Origin of the sequence: Winogradskyella sp. (genome assembly GCF_045105575.1) — a bacterium.
Classification (GTDB): Bacteria; Bacteroidota; Bacteroidia; order Flavobacteriales; family Flavobacteriaceae; genus Winogradskyella.
The window spans coordinates 24,743-41,876 of record NZ_JBGCDQ010000032.1 but is presented as its reverse complement, the minus strand read 5'-3'; the positions used below and the strand labels follow the sequence as shown (position 1 = coordinate 41,876).

Below are 17,134 nucleotides of genomic sequence, written 5' to 3'. Positions count from 1 at the left end.
CAAAACCGTTGTGCAACATTGAACCCAAACTATGAAAAACCTTATTACAGTATTTTTATTAATCGTTTTTTTAAGCTGCCAATCGATACCGAAAACTACTCAAAAACAAGAATCATCTGAATTTGAATTGATTGATTTGACAAAGACTCAATTGAACTTAATGAAAATGTTCAAAGATGAAGATAGAATTAAAAGAGATTCAATTTTTACAGAAAAAATATATGAACCTTATTTAGAATTGTGGAATAATTACTTGGGCAATAAAAATGATTTTATAGAATGGCTAAATACCACATCCTTTCCTGAATTAAATCAATACCAAAACAAAGCAGAAGAAATAAATCTGGAAGATTTAAATAAGTATTTTAAAAATACTAAAAAAAGGATGACAAAGTTTACTGGATTTGAACCTGTTGGAAAATGGTACATAGTATTTGGCCCTAAATGGACTGATGCTGGTGGTATTGGTAATAGTGCAATGGTTCTTGATTTAGCGAATTCCATAAATGATACGGAACATATAAAGTTATTATTCCCACACGAATTAAATCATCAGATATATTCAAGTACAATTCCAAACACTGAAAGTATAGTTTTAAAGAGAATTTTAGATGAAGGATTTGCTTCTTATGTAAGTTTCTTATTTCATAAAGGAGAAACTACTAAAGCTCAAGAATTACATTACACAGAAAAAGAATTAAAAACTTGTAATGAAAATGAAGATATGATATTAAGGAAACTTGAAAAATATCAAAATTCTATTGATAAAAAAATAGCGAACCTTTTCGCAGATAGAAGTTATAAAATAGAAAAGGATTTACCAGGAGGAATTGGATATTATATAGGCTTTAGGATTGTAGAAGAATACGTAAATAAAAATGGAAAAGAATCTTGGAGAAATATTTATACAATGAAACCAGAAAAGGTACTTGAACAAAGTGGGATTTTAAAATAAAACGCCGCACAACAACGCATATAATTAATTGCTAAGTCTGTACCAACTTCCTAAAATCCCTTCAAATTTTCTATTCCGTGATTATTCATTAAATTCATTGCCTAATTACACATCATACCATTAAAACCAAAATTTATGAAAAAAATCACAACAGCAATCCTACTTTTTGTTGCGTTAATTTTACAAGCTCAAGAATTGACTTATGGAATAACGTTAGGTGGAAATGTTTATGAAATATACTCTAATAGTACTTTAAACCCTTCAAATAGTAACATACGTAATGAAGGAGGCACAAAGAAATTTAAACTTTATTTAGGCGGATTTGCTGATTATGGATTTAATCAATTTGGAAAAGTTACAAAAGCAACTTCCGAATCTATTTAAAGTTTGGATACCAATTTAAAGCTATAAGAACGATGATCTATAAATATGAATCATCGAGTCTCTAAAATAATTATGCATACTGCATTATATCAAAAAAGACCTATAATCACCAATACTTTAAACTCAAACCAACCTATTAAAATTTAAAAACATGCTACCAATTATAAATTAATAGCATGTGTAGTTATAAGATAAAGTTTGGTTCTATTACCTTCTTAAATTTAACCTGTACAATCGTGTACAAATATTAAATTTTAAAAATTCCTTAGAAACGTATAGGTTACAATTCTGTTAAAATATCGGCCGAATCTACTACTACTTCAATAGTGTCACAATTTTCGAGTGATAATTGTACTTTTTGACCGTAATCAAATTCATTGGATGCTACAACAACCGCGTTATAAGTAGGCAATTCAATCCAATTACTATTGTCGGCAATAGAAATACTGCTCACAAATAACTCCGTGTAATTATCATCTAAATCGTAAATAATAAAATCGAAACTATGCGTACCGTTATTGGTTATTCTAACCATAGGTAAATCGTCAACACACATTTGGGCTTCGGGAGATACTAAATCTGAGATGTCATTAACATCGGCTGGTTCTGTTGTACAGTTTACAACAAGTAAAAACAATAAGAGTAGTCTTATATTTTTCATAAGTAGGTAATTTTTCATTCTATTTGGGACTGCAATATATAAAAAATTAACATACAGCCGTTAAAAAGTTGTATTTATTCGATGAACGGTAAGAAATAAACTTTCAAATTAAAACGCAAACCAGTAATTAATGCGTATCACAGAGTTAGATAGAACTATAATACGATACCAATAACAGAAGAGTGGATCCTAACTTATCAAGTAGATTAGTGGTAAAACACCCCATTTCAAAGCTTTGGTTTAACGGATAAAACTGTAGAAATATTATTTTTTGGTTAAAACTTAAATTTTTTAAATTTAAATTAATCATCTTAAGCTAATTTTCTCAATTCACTTTCATGCTTAGGAGTCAAATTTGCTATGATGGTCTTTTTAAACTGATCCACGTCGTAAGGTTTTAGGATAATATCGTTCATCCCTGAGTCGTAAATCTTATGTTTTTGCTCTTCTATTTCAACAGCTGTTAATGCAATTATAGGAATAAACTTATTGAATGTTCTTATTTCTTTCGTCGCCTCAATACCATTTTTTACAGGCATGTTAATGTCCATTAAAACTAAATCGAACGCATATTTTTTAACTAAAGCCACTGCTTCTTCACCGTTTTGTGCAATATCACAAATAACATCAGAATTTTCTAAAATTCGTTTGGTAACGGTTTGGTTGATACGATTATCTTCTACAATAAGTATGTGCTTTTTTTCTAGTTGCTTACAATCTAAGATCGGTGATATTACTTGTTTCTCTGCATCTGATGCTACTAAAATATCTAAATGAAAATAAAACACTGTTCCTTCTCCAATTTTACTATTAACACTAATAGTACCTTTGGCTTGCTCTACCAATTTTTTAACAATAGGTAATCCAAGTCCGGTACCTTGATATGTTCTAGATGACGATTCAATTTGAGTAAACTCATTAAACACCTGTTTTAGTTTACTTTGCTCTATGCCTGGACCTGTATCTTTAATTGTAAATTGAAGTTTAGCCGTTTGGTCTGATTGTTCTAACATTTCAATATTGACATCTATAGATCCCTTTTCAGTAAATTTACAGGCATTGCCTATTAAATTCATAAGAATTTGAGAAAGTCTTACCGAATTGCCCTTTAATAAAATAGGAGTGTTTTTTTCAATATGAACTTCAATTGTATTTTGATGCTGCAGTCTAATATATTCAAATGACGATACTATTGTCGCAGTTAATTCTTCTAAGTTGAACACAATTGTTTCGTCAGTAAAACTATTGTTGTCAATTTTATTAATATGAAGTAAATCGTTTATAAGCGCCAATAAATAGTTGGCTGAAAATTTTAAAGATTTTAAATCTTTTTCATGTTTTTTTAAATCATTATCCTCTAATAAAATAGAACTTAAACCAATAACTCCATATAAGGGTGTTCTTAACTCATGACTCACCGTTGCAAAGAACTTTGTTTTTGTTTTGGTAAATTCTTCACTTTCCTTTTTAGCAATTAAATATTGCTTGTTTTTAATTCGCAAATCTTTTACTAAGATCCTTCTTCTTTTATGTGCAACGTAAGTAATGGCTAAGATTAACATTAAAAAAACACCAATACCTAAAAACAGCAATAACAAGATATTCTTTCTTTCAGCTTGTTCTATTAAAAGTTGTTTTTCAAGCTCTTTAGACTTAATCTGGTCTTTAAAGCGTTCTACCTTTAATTTTGTACTTACGGATTCAATTATACTTTTAGCTTCACCTTCGTCCTTTTCCGCTTCATAAACCTCTAATTTTTTACTAATATCATAGACTCCTTTATAATCTTTTTGCATCTCTAAAGCCTCTTTGTAACCTGTGTAACCTTCAATTAACGCATCTCTAAACTCTGTATTATCACAAATAGCTATGGTTTCTTTAAAACTTTTAATAGCTTCTTTTGGTTTGTTTAATAAAAGTAGCATTCTGCCTTTATTATGAATATGGCTGGCTTTATAATGCGGTGGATTGTTTAGAAGATTTAAATATAACTCCGTTTTTTTGAGGTGATAGGCACTACGTTCGGGCTGTTGCGTTTCGTTAAACGCTCTTGTTAAATTATGATGTAAAACAAACAATTTTGTTGTATCCTTTAATTGTGCCGCTATTTCTACACTTTCAAGATATATTTTTATCGTTTTACCCTTGTAGCCTTCGGTATAATAATAAATGTTAGCAAGATTACCTTTAGCTTTTAAAATAAGGCTACTGTCATTAGTTTTATTAGCTTGCTCTAATGTTTTTAAAAATAATTTTTTGGCATTAACAGTGTCTTTAATACGTATCAATGTATTTCCAATTACAGTTCTTACGTCATGGATGTGATTTGTATTCGCGCTTTTTTCTGCTAAGGACAATCCTTTTTCAGCATAGATTAAAATTGGTGCATAATTAGATTTGTAATGCTCTTGGGTCATCCATTCTAACATCGCCTCAACATGGGTCTTAATCTCAACTTTTGTAGAATCCTTTGATATTTTTGGTAGCTTGCTGGTAATAGATGTCAATGGACTTTGATTTAAATCAAAATCTACATTTTCGTTTTGACTGTAGGAATACAGACATACAAAACATGCAACCAAACCTAAGGTTTTAGTTAGGAATTTCATAGTAGGTATAGATAATTTGGGATTGTAATATATGTATTATTTATTACAAAAAGGCTATTACACCGAAATAATCTGCATTTTACCCGATATTATCCAAAACTGATTCCTGTAAAACCCTAGAAAATAGTTTTATTATACTAAAGAAATTCTGTAGACTCTAAATCATTTTTAAAGTATTTACCTCTTGTTCAGTAAGGTGTTTCCAATGACCACGAGGAATATCTTTTTTGGTTAAATGACCAATGGCAACACAATCAATTTTTACGATGTCGTAATTGAGATTGTCAAATATGGTTCTTAAAATGGTGTTTCCTGTATTTTTAATCTTAATACCAACAAGATTTTTAGATTCACCTTGTATATAGCTAATTTCTTCAACCATTACAGTCTTCCCTTCAACTTTAAAACCCTCTTGAACCTTCTTTAAATCTTCAAACTTTAAGTTTTTATCGAGCTCTACCTGAAATAATCGTGCGACACCCTTTTTAGAATTGGTGAACTTCTGCATAATAATATCATCATTGGTAAACAACAATAAACCTAGGGAGTTTCTGCCTAAGCGACCTATAGGTTTAATATTTGCACTAGTGGCATTAGCGACCAAATCCATCACAGTTCTGCCTTTGCCTTCGGCAGTTGTCGTTGCAAATCCTTTGGGCTTGTTCAATAATACATAAACCTTTGCCTCAGGCATGATGCGCTGACCGTCAAAACGAACATCGTCCGAACGTTTTACTTTATAACCCATTTCGTTAATCACTTTGCCATTCACAGAAACTAAACCAATGGCAATATTTTCATCAGCTTCACGACGCGAGCACATACCCGAATTGGCAATGTATTTATTTAAACGTATCTCTTCTGAATTAGAGTTTGGTTTTGAAGCTTGAGTTTTCTTTTTAACTGGAGCATTTCCTTTCGTAAAACTTTTAGGTTTACTAGGTGCAGTTCTACTTCCTGAAGGTTTCCCTTTTCCTTTGCTATTTCGCTCTTTGCTCATGTTGTAATTTTTTGCAAATGTAAAACAATAGTTGACATTAACTATTTAATTTCTACAGTAGTTTGTCGTTCAGTGTTTACGGTTAATTTAGTCACGTCTGGTCTTGAATAATGACCAACTGGATCAAAATTTTGGCGTTCTTCCAAAACCCGATTAAAATCTATAGTTTGAATGATTAGCCCTTCTTTATGCAATACAGGTTCTACAATCCACTCACCATCTGGTCCTGCAATGCAACTTCCTCCATTAGCCAACGTGTCTGGTGCATTTTTAATAATAGCATCAAAATGTGGTGTGTCTTTCGGAACGTCTGTTTTAGACATTAAACACGATACAGAAACCACAAACGAACGTGATTCTCGTGCAATAAAGCGTGTAATATCTTTGGTATTGTGATCGCTTCCTGGCCAAACGGCAATATGAAGATTTTCACCTTGACCATATAATGCTGTGCGTGGTAAGGGCATCCAATTTTCCCAACAATTGAGTCCACCAACCGTAAATGCTTTTAATGGATGTACTTTTAGTCCGTTTCCGTCACCTGGTGACCACGTGAGGCGCTCATCGTAAGTAGGCTGTAATTTTCTATGGACCGACTGGATGTTACCGTCTTCATTTATATACACTAAAGAGGCATAAATACTATGACCACCTCTATCAGTTGGACGCTCTATAATGCCTAAATAAATAGCAATACGATGCGTTTTTGCTAATTCACAAACTGTATCTAACTCTCCTTTTTCTATACAAATGGCATTATTAACATAATGTGCGTGTAGTTGTTTATTGACATCTGTATTCCATTCTGCACCTCCTGTAAGTGCTAACCAAAAGGGATATCCTGGTAATAGCGCTTCACCAAAAACTACAAGTTCACAATTTGCGCTTGCCGCTTCTTTAATTGCTTCTTCTACTTTTTTTAAAGTCGCACTTTTATTTAACCACACAGGTGCGATTTGTGCCATGGCAATCTTTAACGTTGTCTTCATTTATATACGATTTAAAACAATAGATACATCAATTAACAAAATAGAAAACACACCAGCTACAATAATAAACTTAAGCATATTATGTAATAATAAGTAATGTGTTTTCTTGCTAGATTTTAAAAGTATTATTAAAAAAGCTAGTAGCACTACCACACTAAAATAAAAGAAATAATACATATGACCGATATCAAAAAACAGCACTAAGGCTATAGAAACACTCATAGTAATGACTGCTACAATAGTGAGCATGGTCTTAGATACTTTTTCTCCATAAACCACTGGTACCGTTCTGTAATTTAGAGCTAAATCGCCTTTAATGTTTTCTAAATCTTTAGTCAACTCACGCATAGATACTAGTAAAAACAAAAATAATCCGTGAGCAAAAATGACTTTTTCGAAATTTTGATAATAAATAAATATCGCAAAAAATGGTGTAACCGTAAGTACCGCAGAAACCAAATTACCAATCATTGGTTGCTTTTTTAAACGATGCGAATAAAACCAAATTGCAAATATATACAGCGCAAAAAAGATCACGGCTCTAAAAGACACATAGCTCGCAAAAACAACAGCCAAAAAATTAAGTACAAAGTAAAAGGATAGTTTTGTGTTTTGACTTACCAACCGATCTAACATTGTTTTTGTAGGCTTGTTGATTAAGTCTTTTTCAGAATCGTAAAAATTATTAATAATATAACCTGCTGCAATCGTTGCAGATGATGCCAAGACGAGCATCATTAAATTGATATCAAAAAGAACGGATTTTATGGTTTTATCTGGAGCGAAAATATAAACCGAAGCTAAATATTGGGCTATAATTACCACTAAAATATTGTACCCTCTTACTACAGAAAACAGGCTGAAAAATTTTAGAAGAATGTGTTTCTGCCGTCTAGATAACATGATTGATGTTTAGGGAATACGCAAAGCTATTTTAAATAAAAGAAGGATTACAGTGTTGCAGTTTACTGACTAGCAACTATTAAAAATTATAAACCACCTCTAATTTCTGACCTTTTAAGGCTTCTTTAGCTTTGTCTATATTTTCAGTAAAACCTAAAATGTAACCTCCACCACCAGAACCACAAAGTTTTAAGTAGTAATCGTTGGTTTCAATACCGTTTTTCCAAAGCTCATGAAATTGCGACGGAATCATTGGTTTAAAGTTATTAAGTACAATTTTAGATAATTGTTTTGTGTTTTTAAATAACGACTTCATATCACCTTTTAAGAAATCATCTACACAAGCATCTGTATGTTTTATAAACTGATCTTTAAGCATGCTACGGAAGCCTTCATTTTTCATGTTTTCCATAAAAATACTGACCATAGGTGCGGTTTCTCCAACAATACCACTATCTAATAAAAATACAGCCCCTTTTCCTTCTGCCTTTTGCGACGGAATGCCAGTAGCTTCTATATTATCTTTAGAATTTATTAAAATTGGAAGACTTAAATAACTGTTTAATGGATCTAAACCAGAAGATTTTCCGTGGAAAAAGGATTCCATTTCAGAAAAAATAGTTTTAAGCTTTAATAATTTTTCACGTGTTAGGTTTTCTAAAACTGTAATTTTATTAGAAGCATATTTATCGTAAATAGCTGCAACTAACGCACCACTACTTCCTACTCCATAACCTTGAGGAATTGAAGAATCAAAGTACATTCCTGAATCCACATCGTGCTGTAAAGTTTCAAAATCAAACGTTACGAGATCTTTATCTAAGCATTTTAAATGAGCCACTAATCGCTTTAAACTCGCGTTAGATTCAATCGCTTCTTTCGTCGGATTTTCATCAACCTTAAGTGCTCCATTGTAAAAATTATATGGAATAGATAAGCCTTTAGAATCTTTGATGATTCCGTATTCACCGAATAACAAAATCTTTGAATAAAATAATGGTCCCTTCATGTAATAATGAAAAATTAATAATGCAAAGTTAATGATTATTCTTTGGATGTTTTAACAATACTAACCAATAATCGTAACATTTCCTGTGATTTAGGTTTAAATTTGCCAAAATCTTTAGTGTTTATATAATTTGTTGCGTGAAGTAAATCTAACCAATAATCGGTTTCATTAGCTTCTTTTAGACTAATTGACATTTTATTAATAAAATCTTTTTTGCTTTGAGCGAATTCAGCTTCTCTTACATTTGCACCAATAGATGTTCCTGATTTTAAAAGCTGTCTCGACATCACAAATTCTTTTTTATTGTGTGCTAAATCTTTATATAAATTCACAATATTTATAGCGAAATCGAAACTTTTTTCTTTGATAATATTTGGCTTCATAACGATGAATTTAAGTACAACATCTGAAAGATACTACTTAAATTTTTTCATTATTACTTATTAACTTTTAATTAATAGTTCCGCACCTTTTCCTATTTGATCGCAAATATAATGCTCGTTTTGACAGTATTTCGCTAATACTTTTTCAATAAATTCAAGCACTATTTCCTTTTCACTTTCAGGATATAACACATGGACATTGGCACCTGCATCTAAGGTAAAGCATACTTTAGAACCTGTTTTCATTCTGAAAGCCCAAATTTTATTGATAACTTCTAAAGTATTTGGTTTCATCAATATGAAATAAGGCATACTCGTCATCATCATAGCATGAAGGGTTAAAGCTTCACTTTCTACAATTTTTATAAATGCGTTTAAATCACCCGAAGCTAAAATAGTTTTCAGTTTTGCCAAATTATCATGGGCTTGCGCAAAACGCTCTTTTGCAAACGGATGACCATACATTAATTGATGACCAACGGTACTGCTGACTTGCTTTTCTCCTTTGTCAACTAACAAAATAGTGTCTTGATAATTATTGAAGTTGGCGTGTACATCACCTTCAAACTTTATTCCGTATAAATCAGAACTTTCTGTACTTTCATTTTTTCCCCAAACAACAAGTTCGCCTTCAATACTTCGGCAAGCACTTCCTGAACCTAATCTTGCAAGGAACGATGCCTTTTGGTTGAAAAAAGACTTCTCGACTGCGCTCGAAGTAACAGCATCAGTCAATTCCTGTTCAATACTCATTAAACAAAGTGCAATGGCGCTCATTCCAGAAGCAGAAGATGCAATCCCTGAACTATGAGGAAAGGTATTAGAGGTTTCAATTTTGAAATGATAATCCTTCAAAAATGGCATGTAAGCTTCAATACGCTCAAAAAAGGTTTGGATTTTTGGCTTGAACGCTTCATTTTTCTCGCCTTCAAAATAGACATCAAAACTAAAATCGTTGCCTTCTTTTTTAGAATAGGTAATTTCTGTGATGGTCTTACAATCTGAAAGTGTAAAACTTATTGATGGATTTTCAGGAATTTGATGCTCCTTTTTGCCCCAATATTTTACCAAAGCTATGTTGCTAGGTGAAGACCATTTTACTGATCCGTTTTCAACATTAGCGTTGTATGTTTTTAGAATAAAATCTTGTGCTGTCATGCTAGTCATTTGTCTGAGACAAAGATAATAGTTTTAGCATTGTTTTATAATTTCTGGCAGTAGCATTGACTTTTAATTTTTTTTCGAAATAATTTAGATTGAATTTTGCGCGTCCATAACCTTTTGCGCAAAACAAATACATAGAATCATTTAATATCACATAAGTATCATCAGGATATACTTTTTGAGATGCCTCTACTACTAAATCTTTACTTGGAACTTTGCTAAGTAATACGAAATAACTTTCTGTTTTTTGGTTTTCCGTAAAAGGGCAATTCTTAAAAATAGTTGCAAACTCAGTTGTTGTTTTAACCAAAACTGGAACTTCAAATTGGAAATGATCTAAAATTGATTTTTGAATGCGGTTTTCTAAAACTTCCGCTTCATGAGCTGAAGATTGAAAAATAACATTACCACTTTGAATGTAGGTTTTTACTTTTTTAAGTCCAGAGTTAGCAAGTATTTCTCTAAGCGTTGCCATGGGCACTTTTTTGTGTCCACCAACATTGATGCCTCTTAAAAGTGCAATGTAGGTTTGCATTTAGTAATCTTGTTTCTGGTTTATAATGTGAATTACATATATGTCCTCATTTATTATTCTATAGTGAATAGAATAACTATGCTTTTCAAGCGAAACAATTCTTACATCTTTATATCTAACCTGAAAGCAATAAGGCATTTTTTTTATTAAGTTTAACTGCCTAATTAAATCACTAAAAAAATCATCGTGTTTTTCTAAATATTCATAATAACAAGAAATTCTATAGAGTTCACGCTGCGCATCTTCTGATAAACTAAAGTTCTCTTCCATACTTTTTCAATACTTCAGATACTGGCGTAAATTCAACTTCTCCCTTGTCCATTCTGTCAATCATATCATCCATCATCTTTTTATAAGCTTCCGATGGTTCACTAAACCTTTGCGCAGTATCCTCAAGTGTAAATTCTATGTAATTTTTAAGAGAGCGCTTTTGAAGTTTTGCTTGCTTTTCTAAAATAGCGATGGCTTTATCGTCTAGTTCTATGAGTTTTTTTGTTTTTCCCATGGTATATACTTTTTATATAGTAAATATATATAAAATATATTAGATTAGATTAATAGAGCTGTAAGGCTTTCAATATCTTGCAGGTTGGTAAGTCATAAATAGTCTAACGACGAAGCCTTTCGACTTCACTCATTAACCTTAAAAACATTAAATTTATAATACCAACTTAAAAACCCTCTTTGACTCTAGTCTTACAGACCTGCAAGCTTTTTAAAAGCTGCTAGGTCTTTAAACAACAGACTGTGATACAATATAAGCACCTGTCCAAGCATTCTGAAAATTAAAACCGCCCGTTACTGCATCTACATTGATGACTTCGCCTGCAAAAAATAAGTTTGGAATGCGTTTACTTTCAAACGTTTTAAAATTGACCTCTTTTAAATCGACGCCTCCTGCTGTTACAAATTCTTCTTTAAATGTGCTTTTTCCCGTAACCTGAAATATAGCTCTAGTTAATTGCGCTGCTAGATTTTCGAGTTGGTTTTTATTGATGTCTGCCCAACGTTCGGTTTCATTTATTTCTGAAGCTAAAACGAGTTGTTTCCAAAGGCGTTTTGGCACATCGAATTGGTTGGAATTCTGAATTATTTTTTTTGCAAATTCGTGCTTAAAACCTTTGAGATGTTCTAAACACATTTCAAAATCTTGTCTAATAAAATTGACTTCGATTTTAAAATTGTAATTCAACTTGGCCAAAGCTACAGCTCCAAAAGCTGATAGTTTTAAAATCGCTGGTGCACTCATACCGACATGTGTAATAAGCAAAGGGCCTTCTGACTCTAAATCCGTACCTACAACGTTTACCTCAACATCTTTTGCCACAACACCTGGAATATCTTTAATGCGTTTATCCTTAATATCGAAAGTGAAAAGTGAAGGCACAGGCTGCACAATCGTATGACCCAAATCTTCGAGTACGTTCCATATTTTTGGATTGCTTCCTGTGGCAACTACTAATTTATGGCAGTCTAAAATTCCTTGAGATGTTTCTATTAAAAAATCATTTTCTCTAACTTTAATAGATTTTACAGAATAATTATAAAGTACGTCAACCTTATGCTTTTTGGCTTCATTTAAGAAACAATCAATAATAGTTTGAGAGGAATTTGAAACTGGAAACATTCGGCCATCGTCTTCAATTTTTAATTCTATACCTCGTTCTTCAAACCACGCAATTGTATCGCCTGTCATAAAAGTGTGAAAAGGCCCTAAAAGTTCTTTTTCGCCTCTTGGATAATTTTGTATTAATTCTGACGGAATAAACTCTGCATGCGTCACATTACAGCGACCTCCTCCAGAAATCTTTACTTTTTGAAGGCCTTCTTTTCCACGTTCTAAAATAGCAACGGATAACTCTGGATTTTTCTCAGCAATATTAATAGCAGCAAAAAAACCTGCTGCTCCACCTCCAATAATTATAATATCTTTACGTTGACTCAATGTGACTGATTTAAAGGATAAAATTACAATGATATACCTCAAAAGACTAATATTTCTGTTACTTATTACCACATCTTGTCAATCTACTGGGCAACTTAAAGTTGAGGCTGATATTGCACAACATTTAAAAGAAGTTTCGGCTGTTGAAACCTCTACAGCGTCATCACTTATCTGGACCATTGAAGATTCTGGAAACCGTAATCAATTAGTTGGTTTAAATGCAGAAGGCACCGTTATTAACACCATTACTATTACTAATGCAAAAAATGAAGATTGGGAAGATTTAACCGCTGATGATGAAGGTAATATTTATATTGGCGACTTCGGAAATAATAATGAAAAGCGAAAAATATTCAGAATTTACAAAGTGAAATTTGAAGATTTAGATAAAACGACTGCCATCGCAAACATTATTGAATTCGAATTACCTAAAAAACAAGATTCTAAAGACTTTGAAGCGTTCTTTCTTTACCAAAACTACTTTTATATTTTCAGTAAAGAACATAAGAAATTCTTAGTGCTAAAAGTGCCTAATATTGAAGGTAAGCATTTAGCAAAAATACATTCTGATTATAAGCTCGATGGCAAAAACAATAAAATAACCTCTGCTGATCTTAGTGATGATGGCAAAACAATCGTATTGCTAAATCATGATAAACTTTGGAAACTTTCGGGTTTTAAAGGTGCCGATTTTTTCTCTGGACATATCACCGAATTACCATTTGAGCACAAGTCTCAAAAAGAAGGTATTTGTTTTAAAAATAACGCTGAAGTATTAATTACAGATGAGCGCAGAGGTACTGACGGAGGCAACATTTATAGTTTTAATCTAAACTGAGAAGACTATCCTTATTAGAATACTAAAACGTGTTAAGCACAAGCAATTTTGGGCTCATCTAAATACTAAAATCCAAAGCCAAGTCTAAATGCTAAACGCACACCATCATCGCTATTAAAAGCAGATATATTGGCCGTCATCATTTCTGCCATATTTACAAAAAATCCTCCACCAAATGAATTATTCCATTTCTTGGAGTCGTCATTATCTATCCAAACACGGCCATAATCCATACCACCATAAATACCAATATGAATTGGAAGTAATCCTGTTTTAAGACTGCTAAAATTCCAACGTATATCTGTAGATTGTGAAAATGCACTTTTACCTGTAAACCTTTGAAATCTGTAGCCTCTTAAACCTGTTCTGGCTCCTAAAGTAGCACCTTGATAGAATTCAAAATCGTCACCAAAATTAATATGCCCTCGAAAATTAGTCGCTAAAACCAGCTGACCACTGGGAATTAATTTATAGTCGAAGCCTAATTCTGGAATGAGGTATCCAAATCCTTTTTCAGTACTTACATTATTTTTATATCCAACTTCTAAAGTGGTTTGCATGCCAACCGTTGGAAACGCGTCATTATCTTTATTTGCATAAGCATATTTAGCATTGACACCATAAAAATCTTGCTTATCAAAAACAGGATTATTTTCTGATAAAACTGAAATAAAGCGTTGTGCGGTACGCTCTACCTCATTGCTTTCATAAGAGATTCCAAACTTAAAACTTGCCCCTTCTCTACCTTTCCAAATTAAAGATGGCATAGCGCTAAAAGTTCTTATTTTCACACGGTTAAAATCACGATCAACATCTACACCATCAGCATCATCTGCTTCAAAATTTCGTGTTTCATTGCCAAAACCAAAAAAGTTAACGGCGTAATTAGGGCTATTAAAATGAACATCCATTCCTAAATTTACACCTGGAAAAATATTTGAAAACTCACCACTATAATTCAAATCAAATCCACTGGTTGCAAAATAATAAGATGCAGCGACTTGATGTTGTGCTGTAAACGGGTTACGTTCAAAACCATAATTAGTAAAAATAGCACTAGCTCCAATTCTAAAACCATCGTCTGGATTCGACCCTAAACTTGGTAAAATTTGAGTCATGTTATTTTTTAATTTTTTATAATCATAGACATTGGTTTTGTAATCATCAGTAAACTTCTTGTGTCCTTTATTTGTTACAACCGTACTTTTCTTAGACTTATAATCATAATACGTCACGCGCTTTCCGTTTTCAATAGTGTAAGTGTCGTTATTTTGCCCACCTATTAATCGTAACTTTATCAAATGATCACCATTTCCTTTAACCTCAAAAACATCATCATCGTCTAAAGCATAAATCCATATCTCTTGTGTTTCTTTACGATTGTACGTTCGTTCATGAAACTTATCTTTCTTTTTACCATCTTTAATCCGATAGGCTGTGACTTTAGTTTCACCATTAGGCAAGCGCTCAATATCGAACCAATCATCTTTATTGGTTCCTTTTATTACAGCATATTTATTCACTAATTCATAATAGCGATCAGAAATTTTTTGAAGATTGGCTCGTCTCGCCTTTAACTTTTCTTTTATCGCCTCTACAGAATGTCCTTGTACTTCTTTTGGCATGTTTAAAAATGCTTTTTCAATAACAGCATCTGTAACATTCTCTTGAATATGTTTAACTTGAGCATCCCAAACATCTTTCCTAGACTGTGTAATAATCTCCATATCTATTGGATAGGGTTCTATATTCACACCTTTAACGTCTTCTAAATCATCAGAATATTTTCTTAGAATACGTGCATCAGGTATGAGTTTTACAGCAGCACCTAAAAGAAAACCATCTGACATAATTGAAAATGCCTGATCACGATCTCTTGGCATTGGTCGGTAAACTTTCTTACCATTTTCTTTAAACTCAATCCATCTCCATTGGTCTTGATGCCTATCCCAATCTCCAATCAACATATCAAACAATCTTGCTTTTATATACGCTTTTTCGTCAACTACGATATCTTCATCTTTATGGACTTTTTTCATCATATCATCAGTTGATAATAATTTGTTCTGAAAACCAAAACTTGCTTTATCACTATGACCTTCAGAGGTGTGTTCTTCAATCATGTAAAGTTCATCACCAAATTCATCATTATAAGACCCTAAACGCTCTTGCTTTGGTACATAATACAATACAGGATTGGTATGATAAACACCAATAGCATCTGCCAAATCACCCACAACCAATGGTGCATAAGGATGAGATCCTGTAAATACATCTAAAACTAAATCTTCGGTTGCAGTGTCATCAAATTGACCTTCTATATACTGATCTTTAAAAAGAAATGCTTGTAAGTATTGAAGTGCTTGTTTTCTTACGGCACGCATTACGTATTGCGTTCCGTTTTTATCTTTTAGCCGTAAGGACTTCGATTGATTTCCACCACCTTTTCTAACAGGTTGCAATCCACCGAATAATGTATCTAAGCCAACATTTGGAGCCTTTACTTTAGTACTGTAGTATTTTCTGTAGCGCTCTCCCCAAAGAAATTTACCAAAACCGCTAAAATCTGTCTCATCTTCACTATAGATAGAAGCACTCGTATGAGACGATACGTTGTCTTCATAAGCTTTTGGTTGTAATGGTTTGTTTTCTTCAAAAACTTCAATTGTAAATACTTCTTTTTCTTCATCTGCAGAATAAAAAGTAACGTGTGATGAACCATCTTTATACACCATAAGTTTAGCATAACCAGGTGTTCCATAACCAAATTTTCCACTCCCGATATTTCGAACAGCAGACACTTTAGAACCTGACCCTGAAACAATTTGATGCAAATTATCTTCTACCAAATACTGTAAACTATGCTCATGACCCGAAACAAAAACTACTTTTTCATTCTCCTGAGCAATGGTTACTAAACGTCCTTTTAATTCATTATACATTGGATTTTGAAGATCGGCATGTGAAACGCCTGTTGTTGTTCTCAATACATTTTTTAGGGTTCCTAAAATTGGTAATGGAGACATATGACTAACGAAACTGAATTGTCCTCCATGCGAACCATTTGTATACATAGGATGATGCATGGCGACAATTGTCGTTTTCCCTCTTGCCTTTTTTATGAGGCTACTAAACTCGTCTAAAAATTTATGTCTCGTCTTTATCTCACAATCATCGTTGATCGTTGGACGATTGTTCCAATTAGTAATGTACCAGTGGGTATCTATTATAATTAATTCAATAGCATCTGAAATATGAATTTTATCTATCGGACAACCATTTTCTGGCAAAAAGCTGTTTTTTCCAAGGGCTTTTTCTACCATTTTCTCTTGGTCTTTTAATCCTGAACTACCTGAGTACCAATCGTGATTTCCTGGAATAAAAACAGTTTCTCCCTTAAAATTTTGAGCAGCTTCTGTTTGAATAGTAATACGATGTTTCGCTAACTCATAACCTTCTTCTGATTTCTTAGGTAGTCCTTTTGGATAAATATTATCACCTAAAAAAATAGCTGTACTGTTCTTGTCTGCTTTCTCGAGTTCAGTTTTAAAAGCTTTTATGGCTTTTGAACTTTCTCCTAAATCAGAATTTCCTGCATCACCTATAAGGTAAAAGGTGTGTTCAATATCTTTATCTGTGGGCAGTTCGCTTTCTACACTTTTTGTGGCTTGCTTTTTTAATGTCGCACAAGCATTACAGACTAGCATTAAAGTTAAAACTAGAGCGTATTGGTATCTTATTTTCATCAGAATATTTTGG

16 protein-coding genes are annotated in these 17,134 nt (G+C 32.6%); 3 read left to right on the top strand and 13 right to left on the bottom strand.

Going from position 1 to position 17,134, the window contains the following annotated elements; all coding sequences use genetic code 11:
* Positions 1-31 precede the first annotated feature (31 nt).
* Together AB8B52_RS08680 and AB8B52_RS08675 are read left to right on the top strand one after the other, a co-directional pair.
* On the top strand, positions 32-955 hold the full coding sequence (locus tag AB8B52_RS08680) for a DUF2268 domain-containing putative Zn-dependent protease (RefSeq protein WP_406027175.1): 924 nt from the start codon (positions 32-34) through the stop codon (positions 953-955).
* A 135-nt stretch (positions 956-1,090) separates the two neighbouring features.
* Positions 1,091-1,339 (top strand): hypothetical protein, encoded by a 249-nt coding sequence (locus AB8B52_RS08675; protein WP_406027173.1) that lies wholly within the window; start codon positions 1,091-1,093, stop codon positions 1,337-1,339.
* 280 nt (positions 1,340-1,619) lie between these two features.
* Here the strand turns inward: AB8B52_RS08675 and AB8B52_RS08670 are convergent, their stop codons facing one another.
* The 12 genes from AB8B52_RS08670 to AB8B52_RS08615 form a co-directional block, all read right to left on the bottom strand.
* Complete coding sequence (locus AB8B52_RS08670; RefSeq protein ID WP_406027171.1) at positions 1,620-2,000, bottom strand: hypothetical protein; 381 nt, start codon at positions 1,998-2,000, stop codon at positions 1,620-1,622.
* 311 nt (positions 2,001-2,311) lie between these two features.
* Positions 2,312-4,609, bottom strand: coding sequence for an ATP-binding protein (locus tag AB8B52_RS08665; RefSeq protein ID WP_406027169.1), 2,298 nt, complete (start codon positions 4,607-4,609; stop codon positions 2,312-2,314).
* Positions 4,610-4,766: 157 nt separating this feature from the next.
* On the bottom strand, positions 4,767-5,609 hold the full coding sequence (locus AB8B52_RS08660; protein ID WP_406027168.1) for a pseudouridine synthase: 843 nt from the start codon (positions 5,607-5,609) through the stop codon (positions 4,767-4,769).
* Between the two features lie 41 nt (positions 5,610-5,650).
* On the bottom strand, positions 5,651-6,598 hold the full coding sequence (locus AB8B52_RS08655) for a carbon-nitrogen hydrolase family protein (protein ID WP_406027167.1): 948 nt from the start codon (positions 6,596-6,598) through the stop codon (positions 5,651-5,653).
* Positions 6,599-7,501: a geranylgeranylglycerol-phosphate geranylgeranyltransferase gene (locus AB8B52_RS08650; RefSeq protein WP_406027166.1), complete on the bottom strand. Its 903-nt coding sequence runs from the start codon at positions 7,499-7,501 to the stop codon at positions 6,599-6,601.
* Positions 7,502-7,580: 79 nt separating this feature from the next.
* Positions 7,581-8,510 (bottom strand): mevalonate kinase, encoded by a 930-nt coding sequence (locus tag AB8B52_RS08645; protein WP_406027165.1) that lies wholly within the window; start codon positions 8,508-8,510, stop codon positions 7,581-7,583.
* A 35-nt stretch (positions 8,511-8,545) separates the two neighbouring features.
* Positions 8,546-8,893, bottom strand: coding sequence for a four helix bundle protein (locus AB8B52_RS08640; protein WP_406027163.1), 348 nt, complete (start codon positions 8,891-8,893; stop codon positions 8,546-8,548).
* Between the two features lie 60 nt (positions 8,894-8,953).
* The gene (locus AB8B52_RS08635; RefSeq protein ID WP_406027161.1) at positions 8,954-10,051 is read right to left on the bottom strand and encodes a diphosphomevalonate/mevalonate 3,5-bisphosphate decarboxylase family protein; all 1,098 of its coding nucleotides are present in this window, start codon (positions 10,049-10,051) and stop codon (positions 8,954-8,956) included.
* Position 10,052: 1 nt separating this feature from the next.
* Positions 10,053-10,592, bottom strand: coding sequence for a DUF1697 domain-containing protein (locus AB8B52_RS08630; protein WP_406027160.1), 540 nt, complete (start codon positions 10,590-10,592; stop codon positions 10,053-10,055).
* Positions 10,593-10,862: a type II toxin-antitoxin system RelE/ParE family toxin gene (locus AB8B52_RS08625; protein ID WP_406027158.1), complete on the bottom strand. Its 270-nt coding sequence runs from the start codon at positions 10,860-10,862 to the stop codon at positions 10,593-10,595.
* Positions 10,846-11,097, bottom strand: a complete 252-nt coding sequence (locus AB8B52_RS08620; protein WP_406027156.1) for a hypothetical protein — start codon at positions 11,095-11,097, stop codon at positions 10,846-10,848. Before AB8B52_RS08620 ends, AB8B52_RS08625 begins: the two co-directional genes overlap by 17 nt.
* 228 nt (positions 11,098-11,325) lie before the next feature.
* Positions 11,326-12,537, bottom strand: a complete 1,212-nt coding sequence (locus AB8B52_RS08615; RefSeq protein WP_406027154.1) for an NAD(P)/FAD-dependent oxidoreductase — start codon at positions 12,535-12,537, stop codon at positions 11,326-11,328.
* A gap of 28 nt (positions 12,538-12,565) precedes the next feature.
* Here AB8B52_RS08615 and AB8B52_RS08610 point away from each other — a divergent pair, with 28 nt between their 5' ends.
* Complete coding sequence (locus tag AB8B52_RS08610) at positions 12,566-13,375, top strand: SdiA-regulated domain-containing protein (RefSeq protein ID WP_406027152.1); 810 nt, start codon at positions 12,566-12,568, stop codon at positions 13,373-13,375.
* 65 nt (positions 13,376-13,440) lie between these two features.
* On the opposite strand, the gene AB8B52_RS08605 is transcribed toward AB8B52_RS08610, so the two are convergent.
* A complete protein-coding gene (locus AB8B52_RS08605) occupies positions 13,441-17,121 on the bottom strand; it encodes a metallophosphoesterase (RefSeq protein ID WP_406027150.1) in 3,681 nt (1,226 codons plus the stop codon).
* Positions 17,122-17,134 lie beyond the last annotated feature (13 nt).